The sequence below is a fragment of the Thermomonas alba genome, assembly GCF_022419205.1.
Lineage (GTDB): Bacteria > Pseudomonadota > Gammaproteobacteria > Xanthomonadales > Xanthomonadaceae > Thermomonas > Thermomonas alba.
In genome coordinates this window covers 320,204-335,150 of sequence record NZ_JAJOZU010000003.1, presented here as the reverse complement: position 1 = coordinate 335,150, position 14,947 = coordinate 320,204, and the positions used below count along the sequence as shown (strand labels likewise).

Sequence of the window (14,947 nt, the reverse complement as noted above, 5' to 3'; positions counted from 1 at the left end):
TTGCCGCTCGCTATACTTTCTCCCTCTGGATGCGACACAGAGTAGCGGAGCCGGGCTCTGCCGTCATATTACGGATTCTTAAGAAAGCCCTCATGCCCGCCCCTGCCCATCAGACTCCCGACGCCTCGCCCTCCATTTGCCAGGGGTTGCCCGACCACTGGCAACAGCCGCTGCAGCAGCGGCTGCAGCCCGGCGAAACCGCACTGGCCGCGCTCACGATCGACCTCGACGATGCCCTGCACTACGGCGACGGCGTGCTGGTGCTGACCGACCGCCGCCTGCTCGCATGCCCGCCGCGCGCCGCGCAGTGGCAGGACTGGGCGCTGACCGAGGACCTGCAGCTGCGCCACGGCGACCACGCCGGGATCGGCCAACTGGAGCTGGTGGATGCCCACCGCCGCCTGTTCCACTGCCGCTTCACCCTCGACCAGAACCTGGCCGCGCTGCGCCTGCTGGCCCAGTTCGAACGCCTGCAGCGGCGCGCCGAAGATTCCGACGCCGCGCATGAGGACGACGAGCCGCTGTGCCCGCTCTGCAAGGCGCCGCTGCCGCCGGACGAGGACGAATGCCCGGCCTGCGTGCGCGAACTGCATACGCCGCCCTCCACCTGGACCCTGCTGCGCCTGTGGCGGTTCGCGCGCCCCTACCGCGGCGCGCTGCTGGCCGGCTTCCTGCTCACCCTGGCCTCGACCGGCGCCACCCTGGTGCCGCCGTACCTGACCATGCCGCTGATGGACAAGGTGCTGATCCCGTTCCAGAACGGGCAGCCGATCGACCAGCGCCTGGTGCTGATGCTGCTGGGCGGCATCCTCGGCTCGGCGCTGCTCGCCTGGTTCCTGGGCTGGGCGCGCACCTACATCCTGGCGCTGGTGTCCGAGCGCATCGGCTGCGACCTGCGCACGGTGACCTATGAACATCTGCTCACGCTGTCGCTGGAATACTTCGGCGGCAAGCGCACCGGCGACCTGCTGGCACGGATCGGCTCGGAGTCCGACCGCATCTGCCTGTACCTGTCGCTGCACCTGCTGGACTTCGCCACCGACGTGCTGATGCTGGCGATGATCGCGGCCATCCTGTTCTCGATCAATCCGATGCTGGCGCTGGTGACGCTGCTGCCGCTGCCGCTGATCGCATGGCTGATCCAGTTGGTGCGCAACCGCCTGCGCACCGGCTTCGAAAAGATCGACCGCGCCTGGTCGGATCTGAGCAGCGTGCTGGCCGACACCATCCCCGGCATCCGGGTGGTCAAGGCATTCGCCCAGGAGGGCCGCGAAGCCCGCCGCTTCCGCGAGGCCAACCGCCACTACCTCGCGATCAACGACCGCCTGAACAAGGTGTGGTCGCTGTTCACCCCGACCGTGACCTTGCTCACCGAGCTAGGGCTGATCGTGGTATGGGCATTCGGCATCTGGCAGGTGTCGCGGCACCAGATCACGGTGGGCGTGCTGACCGCGTTTCTGACTTACATCGGGCGCTTCTATACCCGTCTGGATTCGATGAGCCGGATCGTGTCGGTGACCCAGAAAGCAGCCGCCGGCGCCAAGCGCATCTTCGACATCCTCGACCATATCTCCAGCGTGCCGGAGCCGGCACAACCGGTGCCGCTGCCCGCGCCGCGCGGGGCGCTGACGCTGCGCGACGTCGGCTTCCGCTACGGCAGCCGCGGCGTGCTGCGCGGCGTGAGCCTGGACATTCGCCCCGGCGAGATGATCGGCCTGGTCGGCCACAGCGGCTCCGGCAAGACCACCCTGGTCAACCTGATCTGCCGCTTCTACGACGTCACCCAGGGCGCGATCCTGGTGGACGGCATCGACATCCGCTCGGTCGCGCTGGCCGACTACCGCCGCCACATCGGGCTGGTGCTGCAGGAACCCTTCCTGTTCTTCGGCACCATCGCCGAGAACATCGCCTACGGCCGCCCCGACGCCAGCCGCGAGGAGATCGTGGCCGCCGCCCGCGCCGCGCACGCGCACGAGTTCATCCTGCGCCTGCCGCACGGCTACGACTCGCTGGTGGGCGAACGCGGCCAGGGCCTGTCGGGCGGCGAACGCCAGCGCATCTCGATCGCGCGCGCGCTGCTGATCGACCCGCGCTTTTTGATCCTGGACGAGGCCACCTCGTCGGTGGACACTGAAACCGAGAAGGAAATCCAGCGCGCGCTCGACAACCTGGTTCAAGGCCGCACCACCATCGCCATCGCCCATCGCCTGTCCACCCTGCGCAAAGCCGACCGGCTGGTGGTCATGGAGCGCGGCCGGATCGTGGAGGTGGGCCCGCACGACGAGCTGATGGCACGCCAGGGCGCGTACTGGCGGCTGTACCAGGCGCAGCTGCGCAACGTGGACCAGGAAGAGGCGCTGGCCGAACTGCCGCTGGAGGGGGTGGCGCATGAGCGCTGAGTACCGGCTCGAACGCAATGCCTTCGGGCGGCTGGTGCTGACCACCGCCGATGGCCGCGTGCACGAGGGCGTGGTGGCGGTGCGCGCCTTCCCGCTGAGCGCGCCAGACACCGGGATCGCGCTGGTCGGCGGCGATGGCCACGAGCTGGCCTGGATCCCGCGCCTGGATGCGCTGGACCCGGCACGGCGCGCACTGGTGGAGGCCGAACTCGGCCAGCGCGAGTTCGTGCCGGTGATCCGGCGCCTGCGCGAGGTGTCCACCTTCGCCACCCCCAGCCAGTGGACGGTAGAGACCGATCGCGGTGAAACCCGCTTCATCCTCAAGAGCGAGGACGATATCCGCCGGCTGGGCGCGCACGCCCTGCTGGTCGCCGACAGCCACGGCGTGCACTACCTGATCCCGGACCTGCTGGCACTGGACCGCCACAGCCGCCGCCTGCTCGACCGTTTCCTCTAGGGAAGGTCTGAACAACGCCATCCAGGCGTTGTCAGCCCACGCCGAGTCCGGTACAGGCCCGGACTCGGCTCACACGCATCAATCACTTGCGTGATTGATGCGTGGCCGGCCCTCCATGGCCGGCGGGACCCTCTGAGTTGATCAGAGGGTCCCTAGCGCACCGCCGCTTCCTTCCTGCTTCTCGCGCTAGACCTCCAGCCCCAGCGCCGCGATCACCTGGTCGGCCAGCGCCACCGGGTCGGCGCCGCTGGTACGCAGATGCAGCTCCGGATGTTCCGGCGGCTCGTAGGGTGAATCGATGCCGGTGAAGTTGCGCAGTTCGCCGCGCCGGGCCTTCGCATACAGGCCCTTCACGTCGCGCCGTTCGGCTTCTTCCAGCGGCGTATCCACGAATACTTCGAGAAACTCGCCCGGCTCGAACAGACTGCGCGCCAGCTCGCGTTCGGCGCGGAACGGGCTGATGAAGCTGACCAGCACGATCAGCCCGGCGTCGGTCATCAGCCTGGCCACTTCGGCCACCCGGCGGATGTTCTCCACTCGGTCCTCCGGGGTGAAGCCTAGGTCCTTGTTGAGCCCATGCCGCACGTTGTCGCCATCCAGCACGTAGGCGTGCCGGCCCAGCGCCAGCAGCTTGCGGTCCACCAGATTGGCGATGGTGGACTTGCCGGCGCCGGACAGTCCGGTGAACCACACGCAGCGCGGCGACTGGTGTTTGATCCGGGCACGCGCGGCCTTGTCCACGTCCAGGTGCTGCCAGTGGATGTTGGCGGCGCGACGCAGGGCGAAGTCGAGCGTGCCGGCGGCGACCGTGGCATTGCTGTGGCGGTCGATCAGGATGAAACCACCGAGGGTGCGGTCCTCGGCATATGGCGCGAACGCCAGCGGCTGGTCGAGGTGCAGGTTGCACACCGCGACTTCGTTCAGTTCCAGGTGCTTGGCCGCCAGCGCCTCCTGGGTGTTGACGTCGATCTTGTGCTTGATCTCGGTGACCGAGGCGCCGACCGTGCGTGTGCCGAGCTTGAGCAGGTACGGCCGGCCCGGCAGCAGCGGCGCATCGTCCATCCACAGCAGGTGCGCCGCGAACTGGTCGGCCACTTCGGGCGGGGCGGCCGCGGCAGCGATCACATCGCCGCGGCTGGCATCGACTTCATCGGTCAGCGTCAGGATCACCGACTGCCCGGCCACCGCCTGTGCCAGATCCCCGCCGGCAGTGACGATCCGCGCCACCCGCGAACGCCGCCCGGACGGCAGCACCACCACTTCGTCGCCCGGCGCCACCCGACCGCAGGCCACGGTGCCGGCAAAGCCGCGAAAATCCTGATTGGGGCGGCACACACACTGCACCGGCATCCGGAACGGCGCATCGCCGCGTTCACGTGTGATCGGCGCCGTTTCCAGCAGTTCCAGCAGCGCCGGGCCGTCGTACCACGGCATCGCCGGGGAGCGCGCGATCATGTTGTCGCCGCGCAGGGCCGACAGCGGCACGGCGTCCACCCGCGCGATGCCCAGCTGCGCAGCCAGCGCGCGGTAGGCCTCCTCGATCCGCGCGAACACCGCCGGGTCGTAGCCCACCAGGTCCATCTTGTTGACCGCCAGCACCACGTGACGGATGCCCAGCAGCGACACGATGTAACTGTGCCGGCGGGTCTGGGTGAGCAGGCCCTTGCGCGCGTCCACCAGCACCACCGCGAGGTCGGCGGTGGAAGCGCCGGTGGCCATGTTGCGGGTGTACTGCTCGTGCCCCGGGCAGTCGGCGACGATGAACTTGCGGCACGCGGTATCGAAGAAGCGGTAGGCGACGTCGATGGTGATGCCCTGCTCGCGCTCGGCGGCCAGCCCGTCCACCAGCAGGGCGAAGTCGATCTCGCCGTTCTGGGTGCCGTGGCGGCGGCTGTCGGCTTCGAGCGCACGCAGCTGGTCGTCCATCAGCTGCCGCGTGTCGTGCAGCAGGCGGCCGATCAGGGTGCTCTTGCCGTCGTCCACGCTGCCGCAGGTGATGAAGCGCAGCAGCTGCTTGTGCTCGTGCTGACGCAGGAGGTCGGCCACCTGCGCCTCGGCATCCTGCATGTGCATCAGAAGTAGCCCTCCTGCTTCTTCTTCTCCATCGAATCGGCCGGGTCGTGGTCGATCACCCGGCCCTGGCGCTCGGAGGTGCGCGCGGCCAGCACCTCGGCCACCACCTGCGCGGGGGTTTCGGCCTCGGACTCCACCCCGCCGGTCAGCGGGTAGCAGCCCAGGGTGCGGAAGCGCACCTTCTTTTGCTGCGGCACCTCCCCTTCGCACAGCGGCATGCGCTCATCGTCCACCATGATCAGCACGCCGTCGCGCTCCACCACCGGGCGCACCTTCGCGAAGTACAGCGGCGGCAGCGCGATGCCCTCGCGCAGGATGTACAGCCACACGTCCAGCTCGGTCCAGTTCGAGAGCGGGAATGCGCGCACCGACTCGCCCTTGTGGATGCGGGTGTTGTACAGGCTCCACAGCTCCGGGCGCTGGTTCTTCGGCTCCCAGCGGTGCTGAGCGGTGCGGAAGCTGAAGATGCGCTCCTTGGCGCGCGATTTCTCCTCGTCACGGCGGGCGCCGCCGATCGCACAGTCGTAGCCGCCCTGCTCCAGCGCCTGGCGCAGCGCGCGGGTGCGCATGATCTCGGTATAGACGCTGACGCCATGAGTGAACGGATTGATGCCCTGGCGCACGCCTTCTTCGTTGATGTGGACACGCAGCTCCACGTCGCCGCGCGCGGCCACCTGCGCGCGGAAGGCGTAGGCTTCATGGAACTCGAAGGTGCTGTCGATGTGTAAAAGCGGGATGGGCGGGCGCGCCGGGTAAAACGCCTTGCGCAGCAGATGCAGCAGCACCGTGCTGTCCTTGCCGATCGAATACAGCAGGACCGGGTTGCGGAACTCGGCCGCAACCTCGCGCAGGATGTGGATGCTTTCGGACTCGAGCCGGTCGAGGTGGGAGAGGTGCGTATCCAATGCCAGTGAACCAGGATGCCTCGGCAGGCCGGCAAGCGTATCAGGTCGCCTTGCTCTCCCGCAGGCGCAGGACATGCGCCGGCGGCGTGAAGGCATCGCTGCGCGCGTGCGCCCAGAAATCGCGGAACACCGCATGCCCCGGCACCCGCCCGCCCAGCAGGTCGCCCGGCGCGAGAAAACGATACAGCGCCGCCAGCGAACGCACCTCGGTCGGCGACACCCGACGCAGGATGTGCTCAGGGCCGAGCTGGGCGGGATGCGACAGCCCCGCCGCGCACAGCAGATCGCGCAGCGCCGCGACGGTATTGCGGTGGAACTCGTACACCCGGGTCGCCTTGTCGGCCACGTCCAGATGCTTCCAGCGTGATGGGTCCTGGGTGGCGATCCCGGTCGGACAGCGGTTGGTGTGGCAGCTCAGCGACTGAATGCAGCCCAGCGCGAACATGAAGCCGCGCGCGGCGTTGCACCAGTCGGCGCCCATCGCCAGGGTGCGCGCGATGTCGAACGCGCTGACGATCTTACCGGCTGCGCCGATGCGAATGCGCTCGCGCAGGTTCAGCCCGACCAGGGTGTTGTGCACCAGCATCAGGCCCTCGTGCATCGGCACCCCGACGTGGTCGATGAACTCGGCCGGAGCCGCGCCGGTGCCGCCCTCGGCCCCATCGACCACGATGAAATCCGGCAGCAGCTGGGGCTGGGCATCGGCGTGTTCGACCATCGCCTTGGCGATCGCGAACCATTCCCAGGGATGCCCGATCGCGAGCTTGAAGCCGGTCGGCTTGCCACCCGCCAGTTCGCGCAGGCGGGCCACGAACTGCAGCAGTTCCAGCGGCGTGGAAAAGGCCGAATGGCGGGCCGGCGAGACGCAGTCGCGCCCCATCGGCACCCCGCGGGTGGCCGCGATCTCGGCGGTCAGCTTGGCCGCCGGCAGCACCCCGCCGTGGCCGGGCTTGGCGCCCTGCGACAGCTTTACCTCGATCATCTTCACCTGCGGATCGCGCGCCTGCGCGGCGAAGCGCTCCGCGCTGAAGCTGCCGTCCTCGTTGCGGCAGCCGAAATAGCCTGAGCCGATCTCCCACACCAGGTCGCCGCCGCCCTCGCGGTGATAGGGCGAAATCGAGCCCTCGCCGGTGTCGTGGTAGAAGCCGCCGCGCTTGGCGCCCGCGTTGAGCGCGCGGATCGCCGCCGCCGAGAGCGCGCCGAAGCTCATCGCCGAGATGTTGAACACGCTGGCCGAATAGGGCTGCGCACAGCCGGCGCCGACCAGGATGCGGAAGTCGGGATCCAGTACCTCCACCGGGCTGAGCGAGTGGTTGATCCACTCGTAGTCGATCCCGTACACGTCCTGCAGGCTGCCGAACGGACGCACGTCGCTGACGTGCTTGGCGCGCTGGTACACCAGCGCGCGCTGCTCGCGCGAGAACGGAGCCTGCTCGGTATCGGACTGGATGAAGTACTGCCGCATCTCCGGGCCGATGGTTTCGAGGCCATAGCGCACATGCGCCAGCAGCGGATAGTTGCGGCGCAGGGTGCTCTTGCGCTGCAACAGGTCGAAAGTGCCAACCGCGGCGAGTGCGCCGAATACGGCCACGCCCCACCACGCATGGGGATGCCACCGCGACAACGTCAGAAAGAGCGCCGCCAGCAGCAGGCTGGCGACGTACACAGCATAGCGGGCCACGGCGACTCCCTGCGAAATGGTGCCCGGAGTCGGGATCGAACCGACATGGCCTTGCGGCCGAGGGATTTTAAGTCCCTTGCGTCTACCAGTTTCGCCATCCGGGCTGTTCCCGAAGCTTAGCGCGAAGCACGCAGCGGCCGCACCCGGAAAACGAAAAGCCCCGCAGCGCTGCGGGGCTTTGGATTGGAGGCCGGGGTCGGAATTGAACCGGCGTACGCGGATTTGCAGTCCGCTGCATAACCACTCTGCCACCCGGCCGGTGACGATGTCATCTTACCGAAACGACGAAGCCCCGCGGAACGGGGCTTCGTTGAGATTTGGAGCGGGAAACGAGACTCGAACTCGCGACCCCGACCTTGGCAAGGTCGTGCTCTACCAACTGAGCTATTCCCGCGTTGGAGCCCGGCATTTTACGGGCTTTTTTCAGGGCGTCAACAGGGTCTCACGGATTTTTTTCGTTCGCGCCGCATGCCTCGTCAGCCCGCAGGGTTGGCCAGGCCGCGCGCAGGTACTCGAAGCCAGACCATAGGGTCAACAGGGCCGCTGCCGCCAGCAGCCACTCGCCGATCACGAATACCGGGATCCCGAGCAGCGGCGCGCGGTACAGCAGGAACGCCAGCGCCACCATCTGCACGATGGTCTTGATCTTGCCCACCAGCGCCACCGCCACCTTGGCGCGCTGGCCCAGCTCGGCCATCCACTCGCGCAGGGCCGACACCGCGATCTCGCGACCGATGATCACGCTGGCCCATAGCGCCATCCACACCGTATGGTGGTGCTGCACGGTGATCACCAGCGCGGTGGAGACCATCAACTTGTCCGCCACCGGATCCAGGAATGCCCCGAAGCGCGAGAACATCCGGTAGCGACGCGCGATCCAGCCATCCAGCCAGTCGGTGAGCGAGGCCGCGACGAATACCACGGTGGCGGCCAGGTTCGACCAGCGGACATCGAGGTAATACACCGCCACCAGCACCGGAATCAGGGCGATGCGGGCCAGGGTCAGCCAGGTCGGGACGGTCAGCGTCATCCGCGCATTCTACTGGTCGCCCTCGCCCGGCGCCGCCTGCGCCAGCCCGTGCAGGGCATCCCACAGGCGCTGCGCCAGCGCGCGGTTGATGCCCTCGACCCTGGCGATCTCATCCACCGATGCCGACTTGAGGCCCTGCAAGCCGCCGAAATGCTTGAGCAGCGCGGCCCGCCGGCGCGGCCCGATACCCGGAACGTCCTCCAGCCGGCTGCTGCTGCGCGCTTTCTGGCGTCTGCCGCGATGACCGGTGATCGCGAAGCGGTGCGCCTCGTCGCGCACCTGCTGGATCAGCTGCAGCGCCGGGGAAGCGGCGCCCGGCTGGACTTCGCGGCCATCGGGCAGCAGCAACGTCTCCGCCCCCGGCTTACGCTCCGGACCCTTGGCCACGCCGACCAGCACGACCCCGGTGATGCCCGCCTCGGTCAGCACGTCGCGCGCCTGCGCCACCTGCCCGGCGCCGCCGTCGATCAGCAGCACGTCCGGCCGCACCGCCTCCGGCGCGCCCTCGGCGGCGGGCCGGAAGCGGCGCTGCAGCGCCTGGCGCATGGCCGCGTAGTCGTCGCCCGGCTCGATCCCGGCGATGTTGTAGCGCCGGTACTGCGTGCGCACCGGACCGTGCGCGTCGAACACCACGCACGAGGCCACGGTGGCCTCGCCCATGGTGTGGCTGATGTCGAAGCATTCGATCCGTGCCGGCACCTCAGCCATCCCCAGCAGCTCGCGCAGGGCCTGAAGGCGCGCCTGCTGCGCGCCGCTGCTAGCCAGCTCCGCCGCCAGCGCCAGCTGGGCATTGCGCCGCACCAGTTCCAGATGCGCGGCGCGCTCGCCGCGTACGTTCACGCGCAGGGCGACCTTGCGACCGGCATGCTCGGAAAGGGCCTGCTCGATCAGCATGCGCTCGGGGATGTCGCCGTCCAGCACGATCTCCGCCGGCGGCGGCTGTTCGGCGTAATACTGCGAGACGAACGCGGCCAGCACCTCGCCCGCGCTGTCCTCTCCGTTGGTCTTCGGGAAGAACGCGCGGGTGCCGAGATTGCGGCCGCCGCGGAATGCCAGCAGCAGCACGCAGGCCGCTCCGCCCTGCATCGCCACCCCCAGCACGTCGAGGTCGGCGCTGCGGCCGTCCATGGTGTGGCGCGCCTGCAGCCTGCGGATGGTCGCGATCAAATCGCGCAGGCGTGCGGCCTGCTCGAACTCCAGGGCATCGCTGGCCGCCTGCATCGCCGCCGCCAGGTCTGCGTCCAGCTGCTGACTCTTACCTTCCAGAAAAAGCCCGGCGCGGCGCACCGCATCGGCGTATTCAGTCGCCTCTACCCGCCCCACGCAGGGCGCGCTGCAGCGGCCGATCTGGTACTGCAGACAGGGCCGGCTGCGGTTGTGGAACACGCTGTCCTCGCAGCTGCGCAGGCGGAACAGCTTGTGCATCAGGTCGAGCGTTTCGCGCACGGACGCCGCGCTCGGATACGGCCCGAAATAGCGCCCCGGGATCGCGCGCGGGCCGCGATGGAAGGCCAGCCGCGGCCACTCCTCATGGGTCAGCAGCACGAACGGGTAGCTCTTGTCGTCGCGCAGCATCACGTTGTAGCGCGGCTTGAGCGATTTGATCAGCTGGTTTTCCAGCAGCAGCGCATCGGCCTCGCTGTGGGTGACGGTGGTTTCGATGCGCGCCACCTGCGCCAGCATCGCCATGATCCGCGCCGGCTTCGGCGCGGCGTTGAAATAGCTGCCGACGCGGTGGCGCAATGCGCGCGCCTTGCCGACGTACAGCACGTTCCCGGCGGCATCCAGCATGCGATAGACGCCAGGTGCCAGCGGCAGCGACGCCGCAAATGCGCGGCCGTCGAAATCCGCAGCGGTCGTCCTGCGCCGGTTCATGCGCTCACAGCCGCCCCAGGCGCACCCGCTCCACGATGCCCTGCGCCGCCGCCTCGATCAGCCGAAAGGCGCGCTCGAAATCGCGCGCGCTGCCGTAGTACGGGTCGGGAACGTCTTTGTTCCCCAATCCGGCCCACTCCAGCAGCAGCTCCACCTGCGCGTGCGAAGTGCGCGGCTTGCGGATGCGCGCCTCGTGCAGGATGGTACGGTCGGCGCACAGGATCAGGTCGAAGGTTTCGAAATCCTCCGACGTCAAGCGACGTGCGCGCAGCATCGAAATATCGACGCCATGCCCGGCCGCGCAGGCGATCGCGCGCGGGTCCGGCGCCTGGCCCAGGTGCGAATCGCCGGTGCCGGCGGAGTCCACCCGCACCCGCGCATCCAGCCCCGCGGCCTGCAGGCGCGCGCGCAGCACGCCCTCGGCGGTCGGCGAGCGGCAGATGTTGCCCAGGCACAGCATCAGGATCGAAAACGGTCTAGCCATTCGGTTCCTTGCCTCGTTGCTCCCTGTAAATACGCTCGGCGCGCGCCAGATCCTCCTCGGTGTCCACCCCCGGCGGGAACGGCGACGGCGCCAGTTCCACCGCGATCCGCCAGCCGGCCTCCAGCGCGCGCAGCTGTTCCAGCGCCTCCACCTGCTCCAGCCGCCCAGGCGGCAGCGCCGCGAATGCGCGCAGCGCAGACACCCGGTAGCCGTAGATGCCGATGTGGCGCAGCCATTGGCCTTCCGGCATCGCGGTGCGGTCACGCGCAAATGCATCGCGCGGCCACGGCACCGGGGCACGGCTGAAATACAGCGCATCGCCGCTGGCCGCGCGCACCACCTTGACCGCGTTGGGATCGAGCAGGGTCGCGAGCGCATCGATCGGCGTGGCCAGGGTGGCGATGCCGGCGCCGCTGGTGGCCACCGCGCGCGCCACGCAGGCGATGCCATCCGCCGGCGCGAAGGGCTCGTCGCCCTGCAGGTTGACCACGATCGTGTCCGCGTCCCAGCCAGCCATGCGCGCGCATTCGGCCAGGCGGTCGGTGCCGGAGGCATGCGCGGCCGAGGTCATCGCCACCTGCACCCCGCTGCCTTCCAGCGCTGCGGCGATGCGGGCGTCGTCGGTGGCCACCCACACCTGCCGGGCGCCGGCGGCAAGCGCGCGGCGGGCCACGTGCAGCACCATCGGAATGCCGCCGATCGTGCGCAGCGGCTTGCCCGGCAGGCGCGAGGCCGCATAGCGGGCAGGAATGGCAACGATGAAATCCGGCGTGTTCATAAGGACATTATCGCCGCTCGCCTGCGCAGACGGGCCGGTCGTTTGCACCTGGCGGCGGCGCTCACGGCGCGCGCGTCGGCAGCCGCGCCCGCAGCGCCTGCCAGAAGGCCTCCGGCAGCTGCGCCCGGACCGGCACCGCGTACCAGTCTGGGCGCGCAAAGGCGGCGCATTTGACCGCATCCTTCTCGGTCATCAGCACCGGTAACGGGCTGCCGAACGTGAAATCCTCCGGCGCATAAACGTGATGATCGGGGAATGCGTGCGGCACCACCGCGATCCCGACCGCGCGCAGCATGGCGAAGAATCGCTCCGGCTCGGCGATCCCGGCAACCGCATGCACCCGCTGCCCGGCCAGCGCGCTCAGCGGCAGGCGGCGCCCGCCGCCAAGCGGACGTAGCTCGCCCGGTGCCAGCCGCATCGGCCATTCGCCGGCGCCTGCGGCGAGCTCGGCACCTGCGAGCGCACCGAGGTTGAGCACGCGCAGATCGCAATCGGCGGCGCGCTCCAGCGGCTCACGCAGCGGACCGGCCGGAAGCAGGCGGCCGTTACCGTAGCGGCGGCGCACGTCCTGCACCTCGATCTCCACGTCGCGCGCCAGTCGGTAATGCTGCAACCCGTCGTCGCAGACCACGATATCGCACCCCGCTTCCGCCAGTGCGCGCGCCGCCGCCACGCGGTCACGGTCCACCCGTACCAGCACGCCGGTCGCCTGCGCGATCAGCAGCGGCTCGTCGCCGCACTGCGCCGGCGACATATCCGGAGTGACCCAGCGCGGCGTGCGCGCATGCTGGCGGCCATATCCGCGACTGGCGACTCCGGGCGTCCAGCCCGCAGCGCGCAGGTGCTCCACCAGCGCCAGCACCAGCGGGGTCTTGCCGCTGCCGCCGGCCACCAGATTGCCGACGACGATCACCGGCACGCCGGGGTGCCAGCGCCGCCACCAGCCACGCCGATACCCGAGGCGACGCAGCGCGACGACTGCGGCATAGACCACCGCCAGCAGGCGCGCCCAGACCGGTGGCGGGCTGCCGTCGAACCACCAGGCGGGCGTGTGCGGCAGACGCCGCGGGCTCAAGCGCCGCCCTCCCGGAACTGCATCGCGTGTAGATGCGCATACACGCCGCCGCGCGCCAGCAGTTCGGCATGGGTGCCCTGCTCCACCAGCCGGCCTTCATCCAGCACCAGGATCTGGTCGGCGTGCTCGACGGTGGACAGCCGGTGCGCGATCACCAGGGTGGTGCGGTCCGGGATCAGGTGGGCCAGCGCCTCCTGCACCAGCCGTTCGGAGGCGTTGTCGAGCGCTGCGGTAGCCTCGTCCAGGATCAGGATCGGCGCATCCTTGAGCATGGCGCGCGCGATCGCCAGGCGCTGGCGCTGGCCGCCGGAGAGCTTGCCGCCCTTGATGCCGATATGGCTGTCCGCGCCCTGGGGCATGTGCGCCACGAACTCCAGCGCATTGGCGCCACGCAGCACCCGCTGCACGTCCTCCGGCGAAGCCTGCTGCAGTTCGCCATAGGCGACGTTCTCGGCCACGCTGCCGTCGAACAGCATGACCTGCTGGCCGACCATCGCCAGCTGCCGGCGCAGGTCGGCCAGGCGGTATTCGGGCAGCGGATGTCCATCCAGCAAAATCTGCCCGCCGGCGGGCTCATAGAACCGCGGAATCAGTTTGACCAGGCTGGATTTTCCGCTGCCGGAGCGGCCGACGATCGCGGTGACCGTGCCGGGACGCGCCACGAAGCTGATGCCCTGCAGCGCCGGGCGCGGCTGGCCGGGATACTGCAGGGTCACGTCGCGAAACTCGATCAAGCCGCGCGCGCGCTGCAACGGACGGGTGCCCGTATCGACCTCATCCTCGGCATCCAGCACGTGGAACAGACGCTCGGCCGAGGCCACCCCGCGTTGCAGCATGCCCTGCACGTTGGTCAGCTGCTTCAGCGCCGGGATGATCGCCAGCATCGAAATCATCAGCTGCACGAACCCGCCCGCGGTCAGGCGCCCGGCCAGGGCCTCGCGCCCGGCGAAGAACAGCAGCAGGGCCAGCCCCACCGCGCCGGTCAGCTGCACCACCGCCGAGGAGATGCTGCGGGTGGCCTCCACCTTCAGGCTCAGACGCAGATTGTCGTCGGCCAGCCTGGCATAGCGCGCGATTTCCATCGCCTGCGCGCCGTATACCTTCACGTCCTGCTGATTGGACAGCGCCTGGTCGGCGGCCTGCATCATCTGCGCCGACGTCTCCTGCACCTTGTGCCCGTAGCGGCGGTAGCGCCGGCCCACCCTGTCCATCATCCATGCGATCAACGGCCCCAGCAACAGCACCGCCAAGGTCACCCGCCAACTGGCGTACAGCATCACCGCCAGCATCGCCACCACCTGCAGTGACTGCTGCAGCATGACCTTGCCAGCATCCACCACCGCCTGCGCCACCTGGTCGCTGTCGGACCCCAGCCGCACCAGCATGGATGGCACCGGCTCGCCGTCGAAGCGCAGGCCCGGCAGGCGCAGGTATTTGTCCATCGCGCGCACGCGCATGTCGCGCGCCATTCCGCGCGCGGCCTTGGCCATGTAGATGTCGGTGAGATAGCCGGCCATGCCGCGCACCACGAAGATGCCGACGATCGCCAGCGGCAGCAGGATGCCGAACTCGCGATTGCGGGCGACGAAGGTTTCATCGACCATCGGCTTGGTCAGCACGCCGAACGCGCCGGCGGCGGCCCCCTCCACCAGCAGCCCCAGCAGCGCCAGCAGCAGCATGCCGCGATAGGGAACGATCAAGGTGAGCAGCCGCCGATAGACCGCCCAGGCGGTAGGCGACAGGCTCATTGGGAGCTCCCGCGCGCGCCGGCAGTATCCGGCGCGGTGGCATTGGCGATCGTACGGAACCCGAGCTGGCCCAGCGCCTCGTAGGCGGTCACCACTGCCTGCCAGGGCGTGCGCGCATCGGCGCGGATCAACACCACCCGCTCGCGGTCATCGCCGGCGACCTCACGCAGCGCCTGCTTGAGGGACTCCACGTCGGTGCGCAGCACTTCGCGATCGCCCACGAAATAGCGGCCCTGCGCGTTGATCAGGATGCCCAGCGGCTGCGCGCGCGTATCCGCTGGCTGGCCGTCGGCGCGCGGTAGCTGCAGCTTGAGCACCGAACGCGCGTCGAACGTGGTGGTGACCACGAAGAAGATCAGCAGGCACAGCACCACGTCGATCAACGGCACCAGGTTGATCTCGGGAACATCGTCGCTGCGGTGGTCGGCAATCCGCATGCTCG

The 14,947-nt window shown here is 69.2% G+C and carries 12 protein-coding genes and 3 tRNA genes; 2 read left to right on the top strand and 13 right to left on the bottom strand.

What is annotated here, in order from left to right; all coding sequences use genetic code 11:
- Nucleotides 1–92 precede the first annotated feature (92 nt).
- Both ML342_RS06450 and ML342_RS06445 read left to right on the top strand, forming a co-directional pair.
- Entirely contained in the window at nt 93–2,399 is a 2,307-nt protein-coding gene (locus tag ML342_RS06450) for a cyanophycin metabolism-associated ABC transporter (RefSeq protein WP_240126209.1), read from the top strand.
- On the top strand, nt 2,389–2,856 hold the full coding sequence (locus tag ML342_RS06445; RefSeq protein ID WP_240126208.1) for a cyanophycin metabolism-associated DUF1854 family protein: 468 nt from the start codon (nt 2,389–2,391) through the stop codon (nt 2,854–2,856). Before ML342_RS06450 ends, ML342_RS06445 begins: the two co-directional genes overlap by 11 nt.
- Before the next feature lie 186 nt (nt 2,857–3,042).
- Here ML342_RS06445 and cysN read toward each other — a convergent pair whose 3' ends face one another.
- From cysN to ML342_RS06380, 13 genes are all read right to left on the bottom strand, one after another.
- On the bottom strand, nt 3,043–4,929 hold the full coding sequence (gene cysN / locus ML342_RS06440; RefSeq protein ID WP_240126207.1) for a sulfate adenylyltransferase subunit CysN: 1,887 nt from the start codon (nt 4,927–4,929) through the stop codon (nt 3,043–3,045).
- Entirely contained in the window at nt 4,929–5,834 is a 906-nt protein-coding gene (cysD, locus tag ML342_RS06435) for a sulfate adenylyltransferase subunit CysD (RefSeq protein WP_439655166.1), read from the bottom strand. Before cysD ends, cysN begins: the two co-directional genes overlap by 1 nt.
- A 40-nt stretch (nt 5,835–5,874) precedes the next feature.
- Nucleotides 5,875–7,515: an FMN-binding glutamate synthase family protein gene (locus tag ML342_RS06430; protein WP_240126206.1), complete on the bottom strand. Its 1,641-nt coding sequence runs from the start codon at nt 7,513–7,515 to the stop codon at nt 5,875–5,877.
- Between the two features lie 17 nt (nt 7,516–7,532).
- Nucleotides 7,533–7,619: transfer RNA gene (locus ML342_RS06425), tRNA-Leu, on the bottom strand.
- Between the two features lie 80 nt (nt 7,620–7,699).
- Nucleotides 7,700–7,773 (bottom strand) — tRNA-Cys (locus ML342_RS06420).
- Between the two features lie 60 nt (nt 7,774–7,833).
- A tRNA-Gly gene (locus ML342_RS06415) sits at nt 7,834–7,909 on the bottom strand.
- 48 nt (nt 7,910–7,957) lie between these two features.
- Nucleotides 7,958–8,545 carry a CDP-diacylglycerol--glycerol-3-phosphate 3-phosphatidyltransferase gene (gene pgsA, locus ML342_RS06410; RefSeq protein WP_240126205.1) on the bottom strand — a complete coding sequence of 196 codons (588 nt, stop codon included), beginning with the start codon at nt 8,543–8,545 and terminating at the stop codon, nt 7,958–7,960.
- A gap of 9 nt (nt 8,546–8,554) precedes the next feature.
- Entirely contained in the window at nt 8,555–10,420 is a 1,866-nt protein-coding gene (gene uvrC, locus ML342_RS06405) for an excinuclease ABC subunit UvrC (RefSeq protein ID WP_240126204.1), read from the bottom strand.
- Nucleotides 10,421–10,424: 4 nt separating this feature from the next.
- Complete coding sequence (locus ML342_RS06400) at nt 10,425–10,904, bottom strand: low molecular weight protein-tyrosine-phosphatase (protein ID WP_240126203.1); 480 nt, start codon at nt 10,902–10,904, stop codon at nt 10,425–10,427.
- Nucleotides 10,897–11,682 (bottom strand): 3-deoxy-manno-octulosonate cytidylyltransferase, encoded by a 786-nt coding sequence (gene kdsB, locus ML342_RS06395; protein WP_240126202.1) that lies wholly within the window; start codon nt 11,680–11,682, stop codon nt 10,897–10,899. The genes ML342_RS06400 and kdsB overlap by 8 nt, the downstream gene beginning before the upstream one ends.
- A 61-nt stretch (nt 11,683–11,743) precedes the next feature.
- Nucleotides 11,744–12,757: a tetraacyldisaccharide 4'-kinase gene (gene lpxK, locus ML342_RS06390; protein ID WP_439655165.1), complete on the bottom strand. Its 1,014-nt coding sequence runs from the start codon at nt 12,755–12,757 to the stop codon at nt 11,744–11,746.
- Complete coding sequence (gene msbA, locus ML342_RS06385; RefSeq protein WP_240126201.1) at nt 12,754–14,505, bottom strand: lipid A export permease/ATP-binding protein MsbA; 1,752 nt, start codon at nt 14,503–14,505, stop codon at nt 12,754–12,756. The genes lpxK and msbA overlap by 4 nt, the downstream gene beginning before the upstream one ends.
- The gene (locus ML342_RS06380; RefSeq protein WP_240126200.1) at nt 14,502–14,942 is read right to left on the bottom strand and encodes an ExbD/TolR family protein; all 441 of its coding nucleotides are present in this window, start codon (nt 14,940–14,942) and stop codon (nt 14,502–14,504) included. Before ML342_RS06380 ends, msbA begins: the two co-directional genes overlap by 4 nt.
- Nucleotides 14,943–14,947 lie beyond the last annotated feature (5 nt).